The sequence below is a fragment of the Roseovarius indicus genome (assembly GCF_008728195.1).
Classification (GTDB): domain Bacteria; phylum Pseudomonadota; class Alphaproteobacteria; order Rhodobacterales; family Rhodobacteraceae; genus Roseovarius; species Roseovarius indicus.
Genome location: NZ_CP031598.1, coordinates 2,879,384 through 2,898,713 on the forward strand (window position 1 = coordinate 2,879,384; position 19,330 = coordinate 2,898,713).

The 19,330-nt window shown below is 66.6% G+C and carries 17 protein-coding genes; 2 read left to right on the forward strand and 15 right to left on the reverse strand.

Going from position 1 to position 19,330, the window contains the following annotated elements:
• Positions 1 to 36 precede the first annotated feature (36 nt).
• Entirely contained in the window at positions 37 to 951 is a 915-nt protein-coding gene (locus RIdsm_RS13680) for a dimethylarginine dimethylaminohydrolase family protein (RefSeq protein WP_057815354.1), read from the reverse strand.
• 159 nt (positions 952 to 1,110) lie between these two features.
• Here RIdsm_RS13680 and RIdsm_RS13685 point away from each other — a divergent pair, with 159 nt between their 5' ends.
• A complete protein-coding gene (locus tag RIdsm_RS13685) occupies positions 1,111 to 1,989 on the forward strand; it encodes a LysR substrate-binding domain-containing protein (RefSeq protein WP_057815352.1) in 879 nt (292 codons plus the stop codon).
• A 6-nt stretch (positions 1,990 to 1,995) separates the two neighbouring features.
• On the opposite strand, the gene RIdsm_RS13690 is transcribed toward RIdsm_RS13685, so the two are convergent.
• The 12 genes from RIdsm_RS13690 to RIdsm_RS13745 form a co-directional block, all read right to left on the reverse strand.
• Positions 1,996 to 3,699, reverse strand: a complete 1,704-nt coding sequence (locus RIdsm_RS13690; protein WP_057815351.1) for a GMC family oxidoreductase — start codon at positions 3,697 to 3,699, stop codon at positions 1,996 to 1,998.
• Positions 3,700 to 3,702: 3 nt separating this feature from the next.
• Positions 3,703 to 4,980: a TRAP transporter large permease gene (locus RIdsm_RS13695; RefSeq protein WP_236553217.1), complete on the reverse strand. Its 1,278-nt coding sequence runs from the start codon at positions 4,978 to 4,980 to the stop codon at positions 3,703 to 3,705.
• The gene (locus RIdsm_RS13700; RefSeq protein WP_057815348.1) at positions 4,971 to 5,495 is read right to left on the reverse strand and encodes a TRAP transporter small permease; all 525 of its coding nucleotides are present in this window, start codon (positions 5,493 to 5,495) and stop codon (positions 4,971 to 4,973) included. The genes RIdsm_RS13695 and RIdsm_RS13700 overlap by 10 nt, the downstream gene beginning before the upstream one ends.
• 61 nt (positions 5,496 to 5,556) lie before the next feature.
• Positions 5,557 to 6,561 carry a TRAP transporter substrate-binding protein gene (locus RIdsm_RS13705; protein WP_057815346.1) on the reverse strand — a complete coding sequence of 335 codons (1,005 nt, stop codon included), beginning with the start codon at positions 6,559 to 6,561 and terminating at the stop codon, positions 5,557 to 5,559.
• Between the two features lie 58 nt (positions 6,562 to 6,619).
• Positions 6,620 to 8,086 (reverse strand): aldehyde dehydrogenase family protein, encoded by a 1,467-nt coding sequence (locus RIdsm_RS13710; protein ID WP_057815344.1) that lies wholly within the window; start codon positions 8,084 to 8,086, stop codon positions 6,620 to 6,622.
• Complete coding sequence (gene ilvD / locus RIdsm_RS13715) at positions 8,083 to 9,780, reverse strand: dihydroxy-acid dehydratase (RefSeq protein ID WP_057815342.1); 1,698 nt, start codon at positions 9,778 to 9,780, stop codon at positions 8,083 to 8,085. The genes RIdsm_RS13710 and ilvD overlap by 4 nt, the downstream gene beginning before the upstream one ends.
• On the reverse strand, positions 9,777 to 11,144 hold the full coding sequence (locus RIdsm_RS13720) for an FAD-dependent oxidoreductase (RefSeq protein ID WP_057815341.1): 1,368 nt from the start codon (positions 11,142 to 11,144) through the stop codon (positions 9,777 to 9,779). Before RIdsm_RS13720 ends, ilvD begins: the two co-directional genes overlap by 4 nt.
• Positions 11,141 to 12,178, reverse strand: coding sequence for a LacI family DNA-binding transcriptional regulator (locus RIdsm_RS13725; protein ID WP_057815339.1), 1,038 nt, complete (start codon positions 12,176 to 12,178; stop codon positions 11,141 to 11,143). Before RIdsm_RS13725 ends, RIdsm_RS13720 begins: the two co-directional genes overlap by 4 nt.
• Positions 12,179 to 12,367: 189 nt before the next feature.
• Complete coding sequence (locus RIdsm_RS13730) at positions 12,368 to 13,129, reverse strand: iron ABC transporter ATP-binding protein (protein WP_057815337.1); 762 nt, start codon at positions 13,127 to 13,129, stop codon at positions 12,368 to 12,370.
• Positions 13,126 to 14,070, reverse strand: coding sequence for an iron chelate uptake ABC transporter family permease subunit (locus RIdsm_RS13735; protein WP_057815685.1), 945 nt, complete (start codon positions 14,068 to 14,070; stop codon positions 13,126 to 13,128). Before RIdsm_RS13735 ends, RIdsm_RS13730 begins: the two co-directional genes overlap by 4 nt.
• Positions 14,063 to 15,010 carry an ABC transporter permease gene (locus tag RIdsm_RS13740; protein ID WP_057815335.1) on the reverse strand — a complete coding sequence of 316 codons (948 nt, stop codon included), beginning with the start codon at positions 15,008 to 15,010 and terminating at the stop codon, positions 14,063 to 14,065. The genes RIdsm_RS13735 and RIdsm_RS13740 overlap by 8 nt, the downstream gene beginning before the upstream one ends.
• Positions 15,007 to 15,921: a siderophore ABC transporter substrate-binding protein gene (locus tag RIdsm_RS13745; protein WP_057815333.1), complete on the reverse strand. Its 915-nt coding sequence runs from the start codon at positions 15,919 to 15,921 to the stop codon at positions 15,007 to 15,009. The genes RIdsm_RS13740 and RIdsm_RS13745 overlap by 4 nt, the downstream gene beginning before the upstream one ends.
• A 133-nt stretch (positions 15,922 to 16,054) precedes the next feature.
• On the opposite strand from RIdsm_RS13745, the gene RIdsm_RS13750 reads away from it, so the two are divergent.
• Positions 16,055 to 16,354, forward strand: a complete 300-nt coding sequence (locus tag RIdsm_RS13750; RefSeq protein WP_057815331.1) for a DUF2218 domain-containing protein — start codon at positions 16,055 to 16,057, stop codon at positions 16,352 to 16,354.
• A gap of 24 nt (positions 16,355 to 16,378) precedes the next feature.
• On the opposite strand, the gene RIdsm_RS13755 is transcribed toward RIdsm_RS13750, so the two are convergent.
• Both RIdsm_RS13755 and RIdsm_RS13760 read right to left on the reverse strand, forming a co-directional pair.
• Entirely contained in the window at positions 16,379 to 17,047 is a 669-nt protein-coding gene (locus RIdsm_RS13755) for a TrmH family RNA methyltransferase (RefSeq protein ID WP_057815329.1), read from the reverse strand.
• Positions 17,048 to 17,233: 186 nt separating this feature from the next.
• Positions 17,234 to 19,177: a TonB-dependent receptor domain-containing protein gene (locus RIdsm_RS13760; RefSeq protein ID WP_057815327.1), complete on the reverse strand. Its 1,944-nt coding sequence runs from the start codon at positions 19,175 to 19,177 to the stop codon at positions 17,234 to 17,236.
• Positions 19,178 to 19,330: the final 153 nt, after the last annotated feature.

Sequence of the window (19,330 nt, forward strand, 5' to 3'; positions counted from 1 at the left end):
CCTGTTGGCTGAGTTTCTGGTCTTCCTCCCGGTGCGTTATTCTTCCGGTACGCGCTTGAGTTCGTGGCACGAGCAGTGCACGCCGCCACCGCCGAGGGCGAACATGTCGTAATCGACCGCCGTCACCTCGAAACCGGCCTCGGTCAGAACCCGGTTGACGTTCACGTTGTGGGACATCGACAGGACCCGCTTGTTGCCCAGCGAGACGATGTTGCCGCCAAGCTTCACGCAGTCGGCATAGGGCACCACGATGCGCTCGATGCCCTGGTCGTCGAGCCAGTCGATGGCGTAGCTGGGCAGCGCATCCTCGCAGACCAGCGCGAGGCCCTTCTCGAGCATCACCACGACCGCATCCATATGCACGAATTGCGGCGGGATCGGCACGATGAACGCCTCCCAGCCCTTGTCGCGCATCCAGCCGGCGACCTGTTCGGCGCCCGCCTTGGTCGAGCGGTCCCCGGACCAGCCAAGAAGCGTGACGCCGGGCTTGATGATGACGAAATCGCCGCCTTCGAAATGGTCCGCCGTGACCCATTTCCAGATCGGGATGCCGGCGTTGCGGTAGAAATCGCTGACCACCGAGTAATCCTGCCGCCGCACCGGCGTCTGGACGCTGGTCACCACGGCGCCCCAGGGCGTCATGAAGCTGGAATCGCGGGTGAACACGCTGCTGGGCAGGCCCTCGTCGGCCTCGACGAAGTGACAGCGCACGCCGTTCGTCTCGTAGACCTCGACCATGCGCTGGTGTTGCTGCATGGCCTTCTGCGCGTCGAAGCGATAGCCGAACTGCTCGGCATTGGCCTGGTTGACCGCCGAGATCGAGTTGAGCGGCACCCAGCGGAAGTGGTCGGGTTTCCCCAGCAGAACATCGGTTAGAACCCCGGTCTGGGCGTTGACGCCCCAGGGGGTGGTCTCGGGGGTCGTCTTTTCGGCAATCGTGTTGGTTGTCATGGGAGTTGTCCGTTGATCGAAGCGTTAACTCACGGTAATTCAGAATCTGACTCAAACATAACGAGTATTTCTCCGTTTTATCTTGAACTGGATTCAAATCATGATCAGAAATGCGGCAGATTTCGCGCGCGTCGCTCAGGCAATCACCGGGGTGCGAACATGATCAAGCGCCGCGACCTTCCGCTTTACGCTTTGCGCAGTTTCGAGGCCGCCGCGCGACTTCAAAGCTTGACGGCCGCCGCCGAGGAGCTCGGGGTCACCTATAGCGCGATCAGCCACCAGATTCGCAAGCTCGAACAGCTGGTCGCGCTCGACCTGTTCGACCGCCGCCACAAGCCGCTGATGCTGACCGCGCGGGGCGAGGCTCTGTTCGCCAGCGTCCGCGACTCCTTCGATCAGCTGGCGCAGGCGACCGAGGGGTTGGAACGGGCCGAGCCCGGTGGCGAGCTGACCATTTCCAGCGTGCCGGGGCTGGGCACCAACTGGCTGATCCCCGAGCTGGGCGAGTTCATCCGCACCTTCCGCAGTGTCGACATCCACATCACCACGCATTTCTGGCACCGCGAGGCGCAGAACACCGATGCCGACCTGTCGATCGTCTATGGCTCGGCCGAGCATCCGGGCAAGAAGGTCACCCGGCTGGGACAGTCGCAGTTCTTCCCCGTCTGCAGCCCCCGCATCGTCGATGCGCTGGCCAAGCCCAAGACACTGGCGGGCATGGTGCTGCTGCACGATCACACGGAAGAGACGTGGTCGCGCTGGCTGCTCGAGGCCGGGTTCGACAGCATTCAGCGGCACCAGAACATGTATTTCGACAATGCCAACATGTCGCTGGAGGCCGCGCGCCGCGGGCTGGGCGTGGCGATGGGCGACCGGGTGACGGTCAAGAGCGACCTTGCCGAGGGCCGGCTGATCCGGCTCTTCGACAAGTCGGTGCCGGCCATCCACCCCTATTACATCGTCACCAAGGCCGAGGATAAGGCCCTGCCGGTGGCCCGCGCGCTCGAGGCGTGGCTGATCGATCGGTTCAGCGACTGACGCGGCTCAGCCTCGGCCGAGAATGGCGTCAGATAGCTTCTCGGCGATCATGATGGTGGTGATGTTGATATTGGCGCAAGGGATGCGCGGCATGACCGAGGCATCCGCCACGCGCAGCCCCTCGACCCCGATGACCCGGCCATCCGGGTCGACCCCCGCGGCCGGGTCTGTCGCGCCGCCCATGGCAACCGTGCCGCAGGCATGCCAGTTGCCAAGCACCGTGTCGCGGATGAAGCGCTCCAGCTCGGCGTCATCGTCGCGCATGCTCGTGATGTCATAGCCCCGTACCGCCATGCCGATCATCGCCTTGCGCAGCGTCGGGTGCAGGTCGAGCAGCTTCGCCCCGATGGCGTTCACCGTCCTCGACAGCGGGTCCTTCTGCCCCAGCCGGCGGATCCAGGTCGTGTAGGCCCCCGCGAAGGCGCCCTGCCCCACGGCGGCCAGCTCGGGCGCGTGCAAAAGGTCGATGGCAAAGCGGACGCCGAGTTTCATCCGCTCCATGTCGCGCGGGTCGGACAGCAGGTTGAAGGCCACGAAGGGTTCGTCAGCCGGGTCAGCCGAGCGCAGCTCGACAAAGCCCGTGGAATGCGCCTGATCGGGGCCGACGCGCAGCACGCCCAGCTGGTGGCCGATGGGGGTCTGGTCGAACCGGGCGCTGAGCGACATTTTCATGTCGCCGGGCGCGCAGCCGTCGAGGCCGGAAGAGAAGCGCGTGTAGACGAGGAAGGCATTGGCCATCGTGCCGGGCATCCGCGCCTCGGGGCGCAGGTGCAGGCCAAGGCCCACCAGCGGGTGATCCTGCAGGTTCCGACCGATGCCGCGCCGGTCGGCCAGTACGGGAATGCCGTGCTCGGCGAGATGCGCGGCAGGGCCAATGCCGTGGCGCATCAGGATTGCGGGTGTATGCAGGGCCCCGGCGCAGAGGATCACCTCGCCCGCGTCGACGCGTTCGGTCGTGCCATCGGGCCGCGCGAGGGTCACGCCGGTGGCGCGGTGCCCGTCGAAGATGATCCGCTCCAGCGTGGTCTCGGCCATGATCCGCAGGTTCGCCCTGCGGCGCGTCACCTGGTCGAGATAGGCCACAGCCGCCGACACCCGGCGGCCATAGACGTTGTTCTTGGGAAAGGGGAAGCAGCCGGTCCCGGCCACGTCGTGGCAGTCGTCGTGATAGTCCAGCCCCTGCCCCGCCAGCGAGTCACGGAAGGCCAGCGCGAAGCCCGACCAGTTATCCGGGAAGGTACGTTGCAACGGCACCGGCCCGTCGCGGCCATGTTTCGGCCCGTCGAAATCCATATCCCGCTCCAGCCGCCGGAAATAGGGCAGACAGTCGTCGTAGCTCCAACCCGTGGCGCCCAACCCCTCCCACCGGTCATAATCCGACGGGATGCCGCGCAGGGCCACCTGCCCGTTCACGCTCGACCCGCCGCCCATCACGCGGGCCTGTTCGTAGCGGTGTTCTTCGAGGCTCCTGCCGCCGGTATTGCCCACCGGGTCGCGGGTGACGGTCAGCTTGGTCCAGTAGCGGTTGTCCTTGAAGTAATCCGGCAAATAGCCGTCGGCGTAGATCGACGCCGGCACCTCGTAGGGCGGCGTGTCCGGCCCCGCCTCGACCAGCAGCACGCGCGAGCGCCCGTCCGCCGACAGCCGGTTCGCCAGCACGCAGCCAGACGAGCCCCCACCAATCACGATGTAGTCGTACCGTTCCGTCATCGCTCAGCCGCCGTAGAGATCGGGCAGGACCATCACCAGCGCCGGCACGAAGGTGATGAGCAGCAGCACGGCAATCGATACCAGCAGGAAGGGCATGTTCGCCAGCGCCAGCCGTTCCGGCGATATCCGGGCGATGGTGGCGCCGATGAAGAGGCTGATGCCCACCGGCGGGGTGATCATCCCGATGGTCAGGTTGATCGCCACGATGATACCGAAATGCACCGGGTCGAGCCCGATGCCGGTGACCACCGGCAGCAGGATCGGCACGAGGATGATCAGCGCCGCGATCATCTCCATGAAGGCGCCCAGGACCAGCAGCATCAGGTTGATCAGCAGCAGAACCACGATCGGGTTGTCCGAGACCGACTGGATCGCCGCCGTCACCGTGGCGGGCACTTGCTCCTTGGTCAGGATCCAGCTCAGCGGCGCGGCGATGGCGACGATGATAAGCGCGCTGCCGGTCGTACGCGCGCTCTGGATCACGATGCCCGGCAGGTCGCGCCAGCTGATCTCGCGGTAGATCAGCATCCCCACGACCAGCGCGTAGAGACAGGCCACCGCCGCCGCCTCGGTCGGGGTGAAGAAGCCCGAGAAGATGCCGCCCAAGATGATGATCGGCATACCCAGCGGCAGAAGCCCGTCGAGAAACGCCTTGAGGAAGGCCACGATCGAGAACCGCCCCTTCTCGCCGAAGCCGTAGCGCCACGCATAAACCGAAACCAGCAGCATCTGCGCCACTCCCAAAAGGATGCCCGGCACGATCCCGGCAAGGAACAGCGCGTTGACCGATACGCCCGCCACAACGGCATAGACGATCAGGATGATGCTCGGCGGGATGATCGGCCCGATCAGCGAGGACGAGATCGTGACCGAGGTGGCGAACTCCGTCGGGTAGCCCCGCTCGCGCATCGACTTGATCATGATGCTGCCGACCGCGGCGGTATCCGCCGCCGCCGAGCCCGAGATACCGGCAAAGAGCATCGAGACCACGATATTCACATGCGCCAGCCCCCCGCGCACCCAACCGACCATCGACTCGGCCAGCGCCACCAGCCGCCGCGTGGTGCCGCCCGCGTTCATCAGGTTGCCCGCCAGCATGAAGAACGGCACCGCCATCAGCACGAAGACATCGATCCCGGCAAAGGCGCGGTGCGGAATGGTCACCGGGTTCACCCCGGAAAAGATGAAATAGACCACCACCGACATGCCCATCACCGCATAGATCGGCAGGCCGATCAGCAGCGTCAGGAAAAAGGTGGCGGCAAGGGCTGTCAGTTCCACAGTCGGTTCCCCGCGTCGGCGTCAGGCGGTGTCAGGATATCGCCGGTCACGACCCGGTGCAGGGCGTCGACCAGTAGCGAAAGCAGCATCAGCAGCGTGCCCACGAAAAGCGGCGCATAGACCAGCCACAGCGGGATATGCAGGTTGGCCGACGACCGCCCCGTCTTGATCATCAGCTGCACCAGCCCCAGCGCGTACCAGCTGAAGAAGGCGAGAAAGGCCAGCAGGATCAGGCGTCGCAGCACCCAGAGCACGGCCTGCACCTTCGGGCCGCACATCTTCGAGAGCGACTCCATCCCGATCAGGTCGCCATACCGCGCGCCCGCGGCGGTGGCGAGAAAGACGATCCAGACCAGCGAGTACCGCGCCAGCTCGTCCAGCCCGCGCACCCGCAGCGACGAGTTGCGCACCAGCACGTCGAGCAGCACGGCCCCCAGCATGAACAGCATCACCGCCACCACGAGGATGCGGATCAGGCGTTCGATGACGAGGCTGGTGCGATGTATCCGCTCCAAGGCGAGGCTCCTGTCAGGGGTCAGGGCCCGGCGCACGCCACCGCGCGCCGGGCCATCGGGTTTACTTGGCCGAGGGCAGTTCCTGGATTTCGGCCATCAGGTCACGCACCCACGGCTCGAGATCCTGCGAGTATTTCTCGCGCACCGGGGCCGTGGCCTCGACGAAGCTCGACAGGTCGTCGATCTCGTTGACCTTGAGGCCCTCCTGCTTCATCGCCTCCAGCGCCTCTGCATCCATCGAGGCATAGTCGCTGTTGTTCTTCTCGACGGTCTGCTTGCCGATCTCGTCGACCAGGGCCTGCTCTTCCGCCGACATCGCGTCGTAGGTCGACTTGCTCATCACCAGCACGGCGATGTTGGCGACGGTGGGCAGCAGGGTCAGGTATTCCTGCACCTCGTTGAAGCGCATGGCGTTGAGCGCCGACAGGGCGTTTTCGTTGCCGTCCACGGTGCCGGTCTGCAGCGCGCCGTAAAGCTCGGCGAAGGAGGTCGAGGCGACCTGCGAGCCAAGCGCCTCGTAGGTGTCGATATGCGCCGAGACGCCCATCGTCCGCATCTTGATATCCTCGAAATCCGCCGCGGTCTCGATCGGCCGGATATTGTTCATCGGATAGCGGAAGGCCGGCGAGCCGATGCCGATCAGCTTGAAGCCCGCCGCGTCGGCCTCCTCGTAGAATTTCGAGAAGTCGAGCGTGCTCAGCGCCTCCTCGATATGCTCGGGGCTGTGGAACACGAAAGGCATGTTGAAAAGCTCGAAAGACGGCACGAAGCTCGCCATCGCGGCGGTGTGCACCCAGGTGAAATCCATCGTGCCCAGCAACAGCGCGTCAAGCGCGTCGCGCTCGCCGCCCATGGCGCCGCTCGGATGCACCTCGAGCGTCCACTTGCCGTCGGTCTCCTCCGCCATCTTCTCTTTCATGAACATCGCCGAGGTGTGGTACGGGAACTGCTCGGCCACCACGTGGCCAAGCGTCATGGTGCGTTCCTGAACCTCCTGTGCCGCGGCGCCCGCGACCCCCGCCAGTGACATCGCGGCGCCAAGCGCCACGCTCCTGAAGTAACTCATTTTATCCTCCCATTCAGGTTTCTTGGTTCAAACATCCCGCCCGCGCCAGGCTTTTCCCTCAGTCCAGCGCATAGCGAACGTTCTTCAACTGGGTGTCGTCCAGAAGCGCGTCCTTCCCGCGCTCCTTGCCGAACCCGCTCATCCGGAAGCCGCCGAACGGGGCGTCTACCGAAACCTTGCGGCCCGCGTTGATGCAGACCGTGCCGGCGCGTATCTGGCGTACCGCGCGCATGGCCCGGCCGCTGTCGCGGGTGAAGACCGCGGCGGCGAGGCCGTATTCCGTGTCATTGGCGAGGGCGATACCCTCATCCTCGGTGTCGAAGGTCAGCACGCTCTGGACCGGGCCGAAGAGTTCCTCCCGCGTGGTCGCCATGTCGCTGCGGGCGTTGAGGATCAGGGCGGGCGGCAGGTAATAGCCCGCGCCAAGGTCGTCTCGGCCCTCCAGCTCGACATAGCGGCGCACCTCGGCGCCCTCCTCTTCCGCCTTTGCAAGACAGCCCGCGATCCGGTCGCGCTGGGCGGCGCTGACCACCGGGCCCATCTGCGTGTCTTTCTCGTTGGCCGGACCCACATGCACGCCGCGCAACCGCTCTTCCAGCCGCGCGACGAAGGCGTCATGCAACTCGCGATGCACGATCAGCCGTGTACAGGCCGCACAGACCTGGCCGGAATTGCGCACGTTGTCGGTGAAGGCCGCCTCGACCGCGGCCTCCAGATCGGCATCCTCCATCACCAGAAGGGGCGACTTGCCGCCCAGTTCCAGCGTCAGCCGTTTCATGCCGTGGCCCGCCGCCTGGAAAATCCGCCGCCCCGTGACGGTGCCCCCGGTGAAGGAGATCTTGCCCACGTCCGGGTGCGTGACCAGCCGCATTCCCGGCTCGGCGCCCCCATGGATCACGTTCAGCGTCCCGGGCGGCAGATCGGCCTCCCGCGCGCATTCGGCCAGCAGCGCCGACGACAGCGGCGTCACCTCCGAGGGCTTCAGCACGGCGGTATTCCCCGCCGCCAGCGCCGGCGCGATCTTCAGCACCGCCAGAAGCGCCGGGTAGTTCCACGGCGTGATCAGCCCGCAGATGCCGATGGGCTCGCGCAGGGTGAAATCCGCCAGCGTCGGGTCCGAGACGTTGAGCGTCTCGCCCGACAGCCCCAGCAGGATGCCGGCATAATACTCCACCGAGTCCGCCAGCCCCTCCATCTCGGTCGAGGTGATCGAGATGGGCCGCCCCACATCCATCGTCTCGGCCAGCGCAAAATCCTCGGCCCGCGCCCGTATCGCATCGGCAAAGCGCATCAGGTACCGCGAACGGGCCTTGGGCGTCAGCGTGCCCCAGGTCGTCTCGAAAGCCTTGCGCGCCGCCGCGACCGCCCGGTCGGCATCCGCTTCGCCCGCCTCGGCAAACCGCGCCAGCACCGCGCCGGTCGAGGGGTTCATCGCCTCGAATGTCTGCCCGCTCTCGGCCGCGACGGCCTCGCCGCCGATCAGCAGCGGCCAGGGCGTGTCGGTCATGGTGAAATGGGTGGTCATCGTTTGCGATCCTCCGAAACCTCGCGCCCGGGGCGCAGAACGCCGCCGCGGCTGAGCGGTGTGACAAGCTGCTGGTAAAAGCCGAGCCAGCCGTCGCGCATCTTGAAAGCCGGGCCGGTGGCCGCCTTCTGCCGTGCGGCAAGCGTGTCCTCCGCGACCAGCAGGTCGACAGCCCGCGCCGCCAGTTCGATCCGGATCGCGTCGCCATCCCGCACCAGCGCCAGCGGCCCGCCGCTGGCGGCCTCGGGCATGACCTGCCCCACGACGATGCCGCGATTGAGCCCCGACAGCTGGCCATCGGTGACAAGGGCCACGCTGCCCGCCAGCCGGCTGCCCGCCAGCGCGGCGGCAAACCAAGAGGCCGAGGCGACACCCGGCCCGCCAAGCGCGCCGAGCCCGCGCAGGACAACCACGTCGCCCTCGACGATCTCGCCAGCTTCCAACGCATCGAGCGCCGCCTTCTGCGTCTCGTAAACCCGTGCCGGACCTTCGAAAACGAGATCGGCATAAGCCCCCGTGCCCAGCTTCATGATCGCCCCTTCGGGCGCCAGGCTTCCCTTCAGCACCATCAGCGAGGGCCCGGCCGAAACCGGCGCCGCCATCGTGGCCACGTCACCGCTCTCCACCGCCTCGAACGCATCCAGCCGCGCGCCCAGCGTCTGCCCGTCGACGCCCATCGCGCCCTCGTGCAGCACGCCGCGCAGCCGGCTCATGATCGCCTGCGTGCCGCCCGCCGCGTCGAGCTGTTCTATCCGTCCCTCGCCGTTGGGCTTGATCGCGCAAAGCACCGGCACCTTGCCGTCGAGCCCCGCGAAGACGTCGTAGATATCGACCGGCACCTGCCCCTCTTCGGCCACGGCCTGCATGTGGCGCATGACGTTGATCGAGGTGCTGAGCGCCATCGCCACGGCGGCGGCGTTCTCGAACGCTTCCGGCGTCAGGATCTTGGAAGGCCGCAGATCCTCCCACACCATCTCGACAATCCGCGCCCCGGCGGCGCGGGCGCGCTCATACATCCGTTCGCTTTCGGCGGCCACCGGCGCGCTGCCCGGCAGGGCCATGCCAAGCGCCTCGGTCATGATATGCATCGAATTGGCCGTGCCCATCCCGGCACAGACCCCCGGCCCCGCCACGGCCACCCGCGACATGCAGGCGATGTCGGAGATATCGAGCTCCCCCGACCCCAGCTTGCCGACGCTTTCAAAGACATCCTCGATATCCACCGTCTCGCCGTTGAGCGCGCCACAGGCCTGGTAGCCGCCGATCACCAGCAGCGTCGGAATATCCAGCCGCGCCGCTGCCATCAGCTGCGCCGGCGCCGTCTTGTCGCAGGAGGCCAGGCACACCATCGCGTCCAACTGCGGGCCTTCGACCGACACCTCGATATCGTTCACCACGAGGTCGCGCGACGGCAGGATGTAACTGCCCGACGAGCCTGCGCAGTGGATGAAATCGCTGGGCGCGGTGGTCTTCACGACAAAGGGCAACGCCCCTGCCGCCCGCACCGCCTCGCTCACCGCCTCGGCCACCCGGTCGAGATGCGAGAAACAGCTCGACAGCTCCGACGAAGTGTTGATGATGGCGATCTTGGGCTTGTCCATGTCGGCCTCGTCGATGCCGAGCGCAATCCACTGCGCGCGGCGCAGGGCCCAGATCGTGCTGCCTTCCTCGAAATTGCTCCTGAGCTTTCTCATCGCGCGGCCTCCAGTTCGGCCCCGGCGGGCTGGAATGTCTCGGGCTGGCCGTCACCGAGGAAGGCGCCCCGCTTCGCCAACTCTGCCCGCAACGCCGGCACATCAAGCGCCCGAAGGTCGCCGCCATGCCGCGCCGCCGCCATCGCCGCACCAATCCCCGCCGCCTCGCCCATGGCGAAACACGTCCCCGCCACCCGTAGCGACGCCTGCGCCACGTGGGTGGCGGAGACACAGCGCCCCGCCATCACCAGCCCGCCGATCCCCTTCGGCAGAAGGCAGCGCCACGGGATCTGGTAGAACGTCCCATCCGGCAGCCAGACCCAGCGGGTCGCCCGATCGGCGCCGTGCTCCTCGACCGGCCAGGCACAGGCGGCGATGCCGTCCTCGTACCGCGCCCCCGACAGCACTTCGTCCTCGTCGATCGTGTAATCGCCCGCGATCCGGCGGCTTTCCCGCACACCGATCTGCGCGCCGGTGTCCAGCAGCCAGGCATTGGCATAGCCCGGCACGTGCTGGCGAAAGGCCTCGAGATACAGCTCGGCCATCCGCCGGCCCTTGGCCTCGGCCTCGCTCATCTCGCGCACCGAAAGCGGGTTGGGCGGGCGCCCGTCCACGTCGACGCGGGTGATGTTGAGATGCACGACCTCGGCGTTGAAGGCAAAGATGCCGCCCGCCGTGCGCGGCAGATCGAACCCCGCGGCCACGGCGGCCTCGAGATGCCGGTGCAATGCCGCGCGGTCGGTCTTCTCGACCGCCTTGGTATCGACACCGCCAAAGCGGATCATCGTCGTCGGGAATTGCAGGTCTTCGACGTCACAGCGCCACTCGGCCCCGGCCAGCGCGGCGATCTGGCCGTCGCCGGTCGTGTCGACCACGACACCGGCCTCGACGCCCCAGCGCCCATCGATCGACTCGAAGATCACACCGCCCACGCGCCCCTCGCGCCGGATCACCTCGACCGCCAGCGAATGGAAGCGCACGGCAACGCCGGCCTCCTCCATCAGGTCATCGGCCACCCGCTTCATCGGCTCGGGGTGATAGGGCAGCGACGCGGTCTGAAGCCAGACCTTGGGCGCATTGGCCCCGCCGCGCCGTGCCAGCCTGTCGATGATCTCGTCCGCGAGCCCCCGCACCAGCCGCTGCACCCGGCCGCCATCCAGTCCGTAAAGCCCGCATATGCTGCCAAGCGTGACCGAGGTCAGCGTACCGCCCAGGAACCCCATCCGCTCGACCAGCATGACGCTGGCGCCGGTCCGCGCCGCCGCAACCGCCGCCGCGATCCCGGCCGAGCCGCCGCCCACCACCAGCACATCGACGCGCTCGCGGATTTCGGTCTGCCGTTCGGCCTCGGTGATATTCGTCATTCCGCCTTGTCCTTCTGCCCGCCCTTGCGGGCCCGCGCCGTGCTGCGCCGGATCATCATGTCGACCGGGTGCACGATGCGCCTTGGTTCCAGTTCCGGCTGGGCCAGCCGTTCGAGCAGCAGCGCCACGCCATCCTCGACGATCTTGCGCACCGGCTGGCGCACCGTTGTCAGCGACAGGGTCGACCACGACGCCTGTTCCACATCGTCGAACCCCACGACCCAGCACTCCTCGGGCACCCGGACGCCCGCCTCGAACGCCCCGTCGAGCGCGCCGAGCGCCAGCAGGTCGTTGGCGCAGAACACCGCGTCGGGCGGGTCGGCCAGGTCGAGCAGCGACTGCATCGCCGTCCGTCCGCTTTCATGCGAGAACGGCACCCGGCGGGTGAGCGAGCTTTCCAGCGTCACGCCGCGCCGCTCCAGTTCCTCGAGGAACCCCGCCTCGCGGTCGCGCACCGTGCTCACCTCCAGCGAGCCGCTGATGAACCCGATCCGCCTGCGCCCGTGGTCGAGCAGGTAGCTCGCCACCGCCGCCCCGCCCGCGCGGTTGTCGCTCGACACCTGGTCACAGCTCAGGTCGTCGATCGTCCGGTTGATCAGCACCAGCGGCGCGGCCGAGCGGATCGCCTCTTCCAGAACCGGAGAGCTGCGCGTCACGGCGGCAAAGATCACCCCGTCGACCAGCGACTGGCTGATCGAGTCGATGGCGGCGGTCTCGCCCGTGCCTTCCGTGTCCCACAGGACAACCTTCAGCTCCTTGTCGGCCAGCACCTCGTTCAGGGCACACAGGATCTCGGTGTAAAGCGGGTTGCTGAGGCGGGCGACGACCACGCCGATCACCCCAAGGCGGCTGGTGCGCATGGCCCGCGCCAGCACGTTGGGCCGGTAATCGATCTGCCTTGCCGCTTCGAGAACGCGCTCGCGGGTGTCGGCATTGACGCTCGCCTCGCCCCGGAACACGCGCGACACGGTCGCCTGCGACACCCCGGCGGCGCGGGCAAGGTCTTTACTGGTGGCACCTGATTTCGATTTCATTTTTCTTCTTTGGAATCATGTTTCCCTGTTGATACGGCATGACTACGTAGTCATTCAACTGAAATCTTCACCGCCCGTCGGGTCTCCATGACGCTGCAATGCGGAAATGAACGGCTCACACCCCGGCACCCGCCATGGCAGGCCCGGCGCTCTGAATGCTCAGATGTTCAGGAAAATCAGCCGCCGCGCTCAGCGCGCCACGACCACCGGCCGCCCGGCATGTTCCAGCACGTCGAACCGCGTTTCGTAGATCTCTTCCAGCACCCCGGGCGTCAGGATATCGGCACTCGGCCCGCTGGCGTGAATGCGCCCGTCCTTCATGGCGATCACCCGGTCGGCCCAGGTGGCCGCCGCGTTGATGTCATGCAGCACCACCACGACCGAGCGCGCCCCCGGCCCCGGCCGGGTCAGCTCGTGCAGCCGGTGCATCAGGTCGCGCGCATATTTCGGGTCGAGCGCATTGAGCGGCTCATCGAGCAGCAGCCACGGCGTCGACTGCGCCCAGACCATCGCCACCTGCGCCCGCTGCCTCTGCCCGCCCGAGAGCGTCTCGAGCGCCCGGTCGGCCAGCGGCAAAAGATCGAACGTCTCCAGCGCCGCCTCCGTCAGCCGCGCATCCTCGGCCCCCGGCCGGCCCTGGTGATGCGGCCAGCGCCCGAAGGCCACCAGCTCCCGCACCGACAGGCGGTTCACGATGGTCTGCGACTGCTGCAACAGCGCCACCGCCCGCGCGCGGTCCCGGTCCGGCAGCGACAAGACCGGCGCCCCCTCCACATGCACCTCGCCCGCAGCCGGGGTGTTGAGCCCCGCCAGGCAGTGCAACAGGGTCGACTTCCCCGCCCCGTTCGGCCCGATCAGCGCGGTGATGCCGCCCGCCGGGATCTCCGAAGACACATCCGACAGGATGCACGCCCCGCCCGCCTCGAAGCTCAGGTTGGAAAAGGAAATCACAGGCGCCTCCGGCCAAGAACGAGAGCAAGGAACAGAAGCCCGCCAAGGAACTCCACGATGACGCCAAGCGCCGATTGCTGACCCATCAGCCGCTCGAACAGGAACTGCCCGGCGACGAGGATGATCGCCCCGGTCACCGCCGCCGCGGGCAACAGCAACGCATGGCGGCTTTCCGGCACCACCTCGCGCGCTAGACTGGCGGCAATCAGGCCCAGAAACGTCATCGGCCCCACCAGCGCGGTCGCCGCCGCCACCAGCACCGCCACCAGCGCCAGCGCCTGCATGACCACCCTGTCATAGCCAAGCCCCAGCCCCCGCGCCACGGGTCGCCCCAGCGCCGCCACGTCGAGCGCCGGCGCCAGCCGCAAGGCCGCGAGGATCGCCAGCGCAATCACCACGCCCGCCAGCCCCAGGTTCGCCGTCTCGACGCTGTTGAAACTGGCAAAGGTGGCATATTGCACGATCGAGAACTGCGACGGCTCCAGCAGCCTCTGCGCGAACTCCGCCAGCCCCCGGAACAGAAGCCCCAGCACGATCCCCGTCAACACCATCCGCGCGATATCCTGCGCCCCGCGCCTGAGCAGCAGGTGAAACAGCACCAGCGCCGCCCCGGTCATCAGCGCCGCCTCTCCCAGGAAGCTCAGGTTCGGATGCAGCTGCGAAAACCCGATGCCGCCCAGCACAAGAACCAGCATCGTCTGCAGGAAGATGAAAAGCGCGTCGAACCCCACGATCCCCGGCGTCAGCAACCGGTTCCCGATCACCGTCTGAAACAGCACCGTCGCCGCGCCCGTGGCCGCGCCCACCAATATCAGCGCCACCAGCTTCCCCGCCCTGAGCGACAGGATGAACCCCACGGGCTCCCGCAACTGCCATGTCAGGAACACCAGCGCCGCCACCAGAAGCGCGCCCGTCAGCATCAGCACCCGCCTGTCAGCCATTGGCCCGCCGCCCCGGCCCGGCATTGAGCATCCACAGGAAGACGCAGGCGCCGAAGACGGCAAAGATCGTCCCCGCCGGGATCTCGTAGGGCGGGCGCACGACCCGCCCGAGGATATCCGCCGCCAGCACCGAGGCCGCTCCCAAAGCCGCCACCACCGGCAGGTTGGCCCGCAGGTTATCCCCCCGCCAGCGCGACACGATATTGGGCGCCAGCAACCCGACGAATGGCAGATAGCCCACCGTCACCACGATCACCGCCGTGATCAGCGCCACCGCCCCCAGCCCGATCACCCGCGTCTGCGCATAGTTGAGCCCGAGGCTCCGCGCCTGCGCCTCGCCAAAACCCAGCAATGTGATCCGGTCGGCAATGGCGTAAAGCAGCACGGCCACCGCCGCCACCACCCACAACAGCTCGTACCGCCCCTGCATGACGCCCGAGAACTCGCCCAGCCGCCAGGTGCCCAGGTATTGCATCAGGTCCGTCGTCCACGCGATCCAGACCGCCGAGGCATACAGGATCCCTGCATAGATCAGCCCGACAATCGGCAGCAGCATCGGGTCCTGCCGGGGAATGGCGCGGGCGAGCATCAGGAACACCCCCATCCCCGCCATCGCCGCGGTCCCGGCCACCGACATCTTGGTCACGATGGCCGCGCCGGGCGCCAGTAGCGTGACCGCCAGCAGCCCCAGCATCGCCGATTCCGGCGTGCCGATCAGCGACGGCTCGACCATGCGGTTCTGCACCGATTGCTGTACCACCACGCCCGACAGCGCCAGCCCCACCCCCGTCAGCAGCGCCGCGGCCGTGCGGGGAAACCGGCTGATCATCAACAGCCAGCCGGCATCGAGCTCTCCGGAAAAAAGCGACGTGGCGCCAATCGACAGGCTGACCGCCGACAGCCCGCCCAGCAGCAGCGCCCAGGCAACCCATGGCTTCAATTATCGGACCTCACCTCGCCGAAGGCGGCGATCAACTCGTCCAGCGTGCCCAGCATCGACTGAATGCCACCGCTCGCGATATAGACCGGACCGGCGTCGAGATAGACGATCTGGCCGTTCCGCGCGGCGCTGGTCCCGTTCACCAGGGGGTTGTCGAGCGTCGCCGCCGCCGCATTACCCCCAGCCCCGATCGCCGCGCCCCGGTCGACCACCAGAAGCCAGTCGGGGTCGATCTCGGCCAGGAACTCGAACGACACCGCCTCGCCATGGGTGTGGGCCGTCACGGTCGGATAGGCTTCGGGCAGCCCCAGCGCCGTGTGCAGCCAGCCATAACGGCTGTCATCGCCATAGGCCGAAATCTTGCCGCCATTGGTGAGGATGATCAACCCGTCGCCCTTGCCCTGCACCACCTTGCGGGCATCCTCGAGCTTCGCGTCAAGCGCCGCGCGAAGCTCTGCCGCCTCGGCCTGCCGCCCGAAAATCTCGCCATAGGCAGAAAGCCTGTCGCGCGCCTGTCCGACCATGTCGGCGCCCCAGATCGTCATGTCGATGGTGGGCGCGATGCGCTCCAGCGCGGCTTTCTGCGGCGACGACCGGCCGCCGATGATGATGAGATCGGGGCCCAACACCGCCAGCGCCTCGAAATCCGGCTCGAACAGGGTGCCGACCTGCGTGGCGCCCTCGGTCGCGGCTTCGAGATATGGCAGGTAGACAGGGCTCGGCGCCCCGTCCACGGCAACCCCGAGCGCCGCCAGCGTGTCGAGCGCGGCCATGTCGAACACCGCCACGGTCTCGGGATCGGATTGCACATCGACGGGCCCGCCCGCCGTGTCCACCGTCACCTGCTCGGCCAACGCCCCGGCGGGGGCGAGAAGACATGCGGCCAGCCCGGCCGCCAGAAGGGATTTCATCGCAGGGCGCTCCTGAAAACTCTGGGTGCGCTTGGCTTGCGGAAGGCTGGCGGCGCGTGTCGGCCACTGGATACGCCCTTGTCAGCGAGACGCGCAAGGCTTAATTCTTTCCAAAACAGTCAGGATTTCCAGAATGACCGAGACCCTCAAGGCCGAAACCGGCACCTTCCAGACGGAACATGCCAGAAAGTACCTCCAGCAACTGTGCAAGCACTTCGCCCACAAGATCGAGGTCGAATATGACGCCGAGAAAGGCGCCGCCGCCCTGCCCCCGGGCCCGGCCGAACTGCACGCCACCGACAGCGACCTGACGGTGCGGATCACCGGCAAGGATGACGAGGCGCTGAAAGTCGCCCGCTACATCATCGACTCCCACCTCGAACGCTTCGCCTTCCGCGAGAATTTCGAGACGATGGACTGGCACGCGGCCTGACGGGGACCACGGAAGGCGCACCGATCAATCGTCGTCCGGCGCCGCTTCCTCTCTGGACAACACTGTGGGCAGCGGCTCCGCCCGCTGCTCCCGTCGACCACTTCTGCGGTACTGGCTCTGGTACTGACGCCGTTGTTTGGTAACCTCGTAAAGGACGATACCTGTACTCGTTCCGAGGTTCAGGCTCTCGATCAATCCGAACATGGGAATGGCAACGCACATCTCGCTTCGTTCGATCGCAAGCGCGCTGATGCCATGATGCTCATTGCCGAACCAGACGGCGAGTTTGGCCTGCTCGGTATAATCGCCCTCTTGCAGGAAGACGTTGGTCTGTCCCTTGACGTGTGGTGACGTGACAATTGAACGAAACCCCTGGCCCTCAAGATGGTCAAGGCAGTCTTCGGTGCTGTCGAACCGCTTCACGAAAGTCCATTTCACGGCCGAGGCCGAGGTCTTGTTCAACGCCCGCCGTCCTCGCATGTCCTGCCAGTCCGCTGGCAGTGCCTGATCGGGGTCGACGACATAAACCTTCTCGACACCGAGTGCGTTCGCGTTTCGAATGACCGTCCCGATATTGCCAATATCGGACGGGTTTTCGATCACTGCGATCAGGTGTTTGCAGCGAAACGGCTTGATCGCATTGGCGCGAGTCCGAACAGTCGACCGGCCCTTTTTCGCTTCCGTGTCTTTCATCCCGAATTCATACCATCCGACCAGCGCATGACAAGCATACCGACCTGCCGATTGCAGCGAGCGGTCATCCCCGGTCAAAGCTTGTACCGGCCAACAGCAGGCCAAGCAGGCACAACGACCCCTCTCACCCCACAAAAAAGGGGCGCGAAACCCGCGCCCCTTTCCCGTTTCCGAAGCTGCAAAGCCTCAGAACTTGATCTTCGCCGTCAGCTCGAAGCTCTGGCCCGGCTCGTTGAGCGCCACCACGTTCGGCAGGCCGACCCCGTCGGAGCTGCGCGAGGCGTAAGTCTCGTCGAAGACGTTGCGCACATCCAGCCGGAACTCGACATTCTGCATCGATTTCGGCGTGTAGGCGGCATAGAGGTCGACCGCCTCGTAGCCCGACAGCTTGACCGGCGTGTCGTGGTTGTCGAGCGCGATCTCGGCGGTGCCGCCGATCCGCAGATGCGGGTTCAGGTCATATGCCGCTTCCAGCCCGATGATATGCCCCATCGGCCGGCCGAAGTAATAGGCGGTCGACCCGATGGCGGCATTGTTCAGCTCGACATCGGCATAGGTGTAGTTCGCCCGGAAGAACCCCTTGCTGCCATAGTACCCCAGCGAGCCGTCGAAACCCTGCGAGACGAGGTCGGATTGCGCCCCCCGCGCGCCCCCGGTGGGCAGCACGGCATTGATGTCGTTCACCTCGGTGTAGAAGATCGCGCCGCTGGCTTCCCACGGGCCGCTTTCATAGCGCAGACCGATCCGCGCGGCATTGGCCCGCGAGGTGGTGAAGCCCGCGTAATTCCACGCGCCGCCGAAGTTGATCAGCGCCGCCTCGCCCAGCTCGTAGCCGCCGAAGCTCGACGCGACACCGGCGTTCAGCGTCCAGCGGTCGCTGAGGATCACGTCGACCGCGCCGTTCACGCTGACGCCGGTCTCCTCGAAGGTCTGGCCGGTCGCCGCCTTGAACTCCTGCGTGTCGACCCGCGCGCCGTAAGACACCGACACCCGGTCGGTGACGTCCTGCCGTGCCTGCGCGAAAAGCCCCAGGTTGGTCAGCTCTTCCTTGCCCGAGCTGCCGAACGGCCCCGGCCCGCGGCCGCGCCCCTTGGCGGTCTCGTGGAAGAAATCGAGCCCCGCGGTCAGCGTGCCGTTGCCGATCTGCCATTCGTTCTGAACGATCCCGCTCAGGCTTTCGTTCACGCCCCAGACGCCCGAGGCATCGATTTCCTGCTCGTTGTAGCTGAGCTGGATCATCGGGTCGAACCAGCCCTCGGGCTTTTCGTCCGTATAGGTCAGCGTATACGACATCCGCTTCGACAGCGCATCGACGAAGACACTGGGCCGGCCCACCACGGCGGCGAAGTCGGGCCGCGTGAACAGGATGCCGCCCGGGCCCGCCTGGGCCGAGCGCGTGCCGGTATCCTCGGTCTGCGAGGCCGAGAATTCCAGCCGGCTGCCGCTGTCGGCTTCATAGGCCAGCTTCAGGATATAGTCGGTCAGGTCCGCCTCGGTGCCGGGAACTCGCACACCCGCGCCGTCATCGTAATCGCTGCTCTTGTGCCGCGTGGCGCTCAGCAGGTACTCGAAGCCGCCCTGCCGGCCGAACAGCGTCAGGTTGCCCCGCGCGCTGTCGCCATTGGTGCCGACCGTGGTCGAGGTCATGCCGCCGAAAGTGTCGCCCTCTTCCAGCAGGTCGCCAGCATCCTTGGTCTCATAGGCAATCCGCCCCGCCAGCGCGCCGGGCCCCGCATCGGCGGGCGCGATCCCTTCGCTGACCTCGACACGCTTCAAAAGCGCGGGGTCGAGCAGCACGTTGCCGGTATGGTGGAACGCCGACTTGTTCTGCCGCGCGCCGTCGATGGTGATCGACAGCAGGCTTTCCTCGATGCCGTTCACGTAAACCTTCTGGGCAATCGCCGCCCCGCCGCTCGCCGTGATCGAGGATTCCCCTGCAAAGACGTCCTTTGTGGTCGCCGCGTTGCGGTTGTCCAGGTCTTCCTCGTCGATCTCCTCGTTGCCCAGCAGCGCCTGTGCCGCGCTCGATTCGATTCGCAGCGTACCGAGGAAATACGGGTCTGCCTCCTGCGCCTGCGCCGCACCCGTGGCCGCAACCGCGCCGGTCAGAATCCATCCGTAAGTTTTCATTGATGCCCTCTTCCGTGTTTCATTTTGTTGGCTGAAACGCGCGGCAAGAGAGCGTCTTGGCTGAAGGAGTGATGCCTGTGTCGGCAGCTTCCCGCCTGATACCCGACTTTTTTACTTTGTCAATGCGACCCGCCCGCCTGACGCAGGCCAATG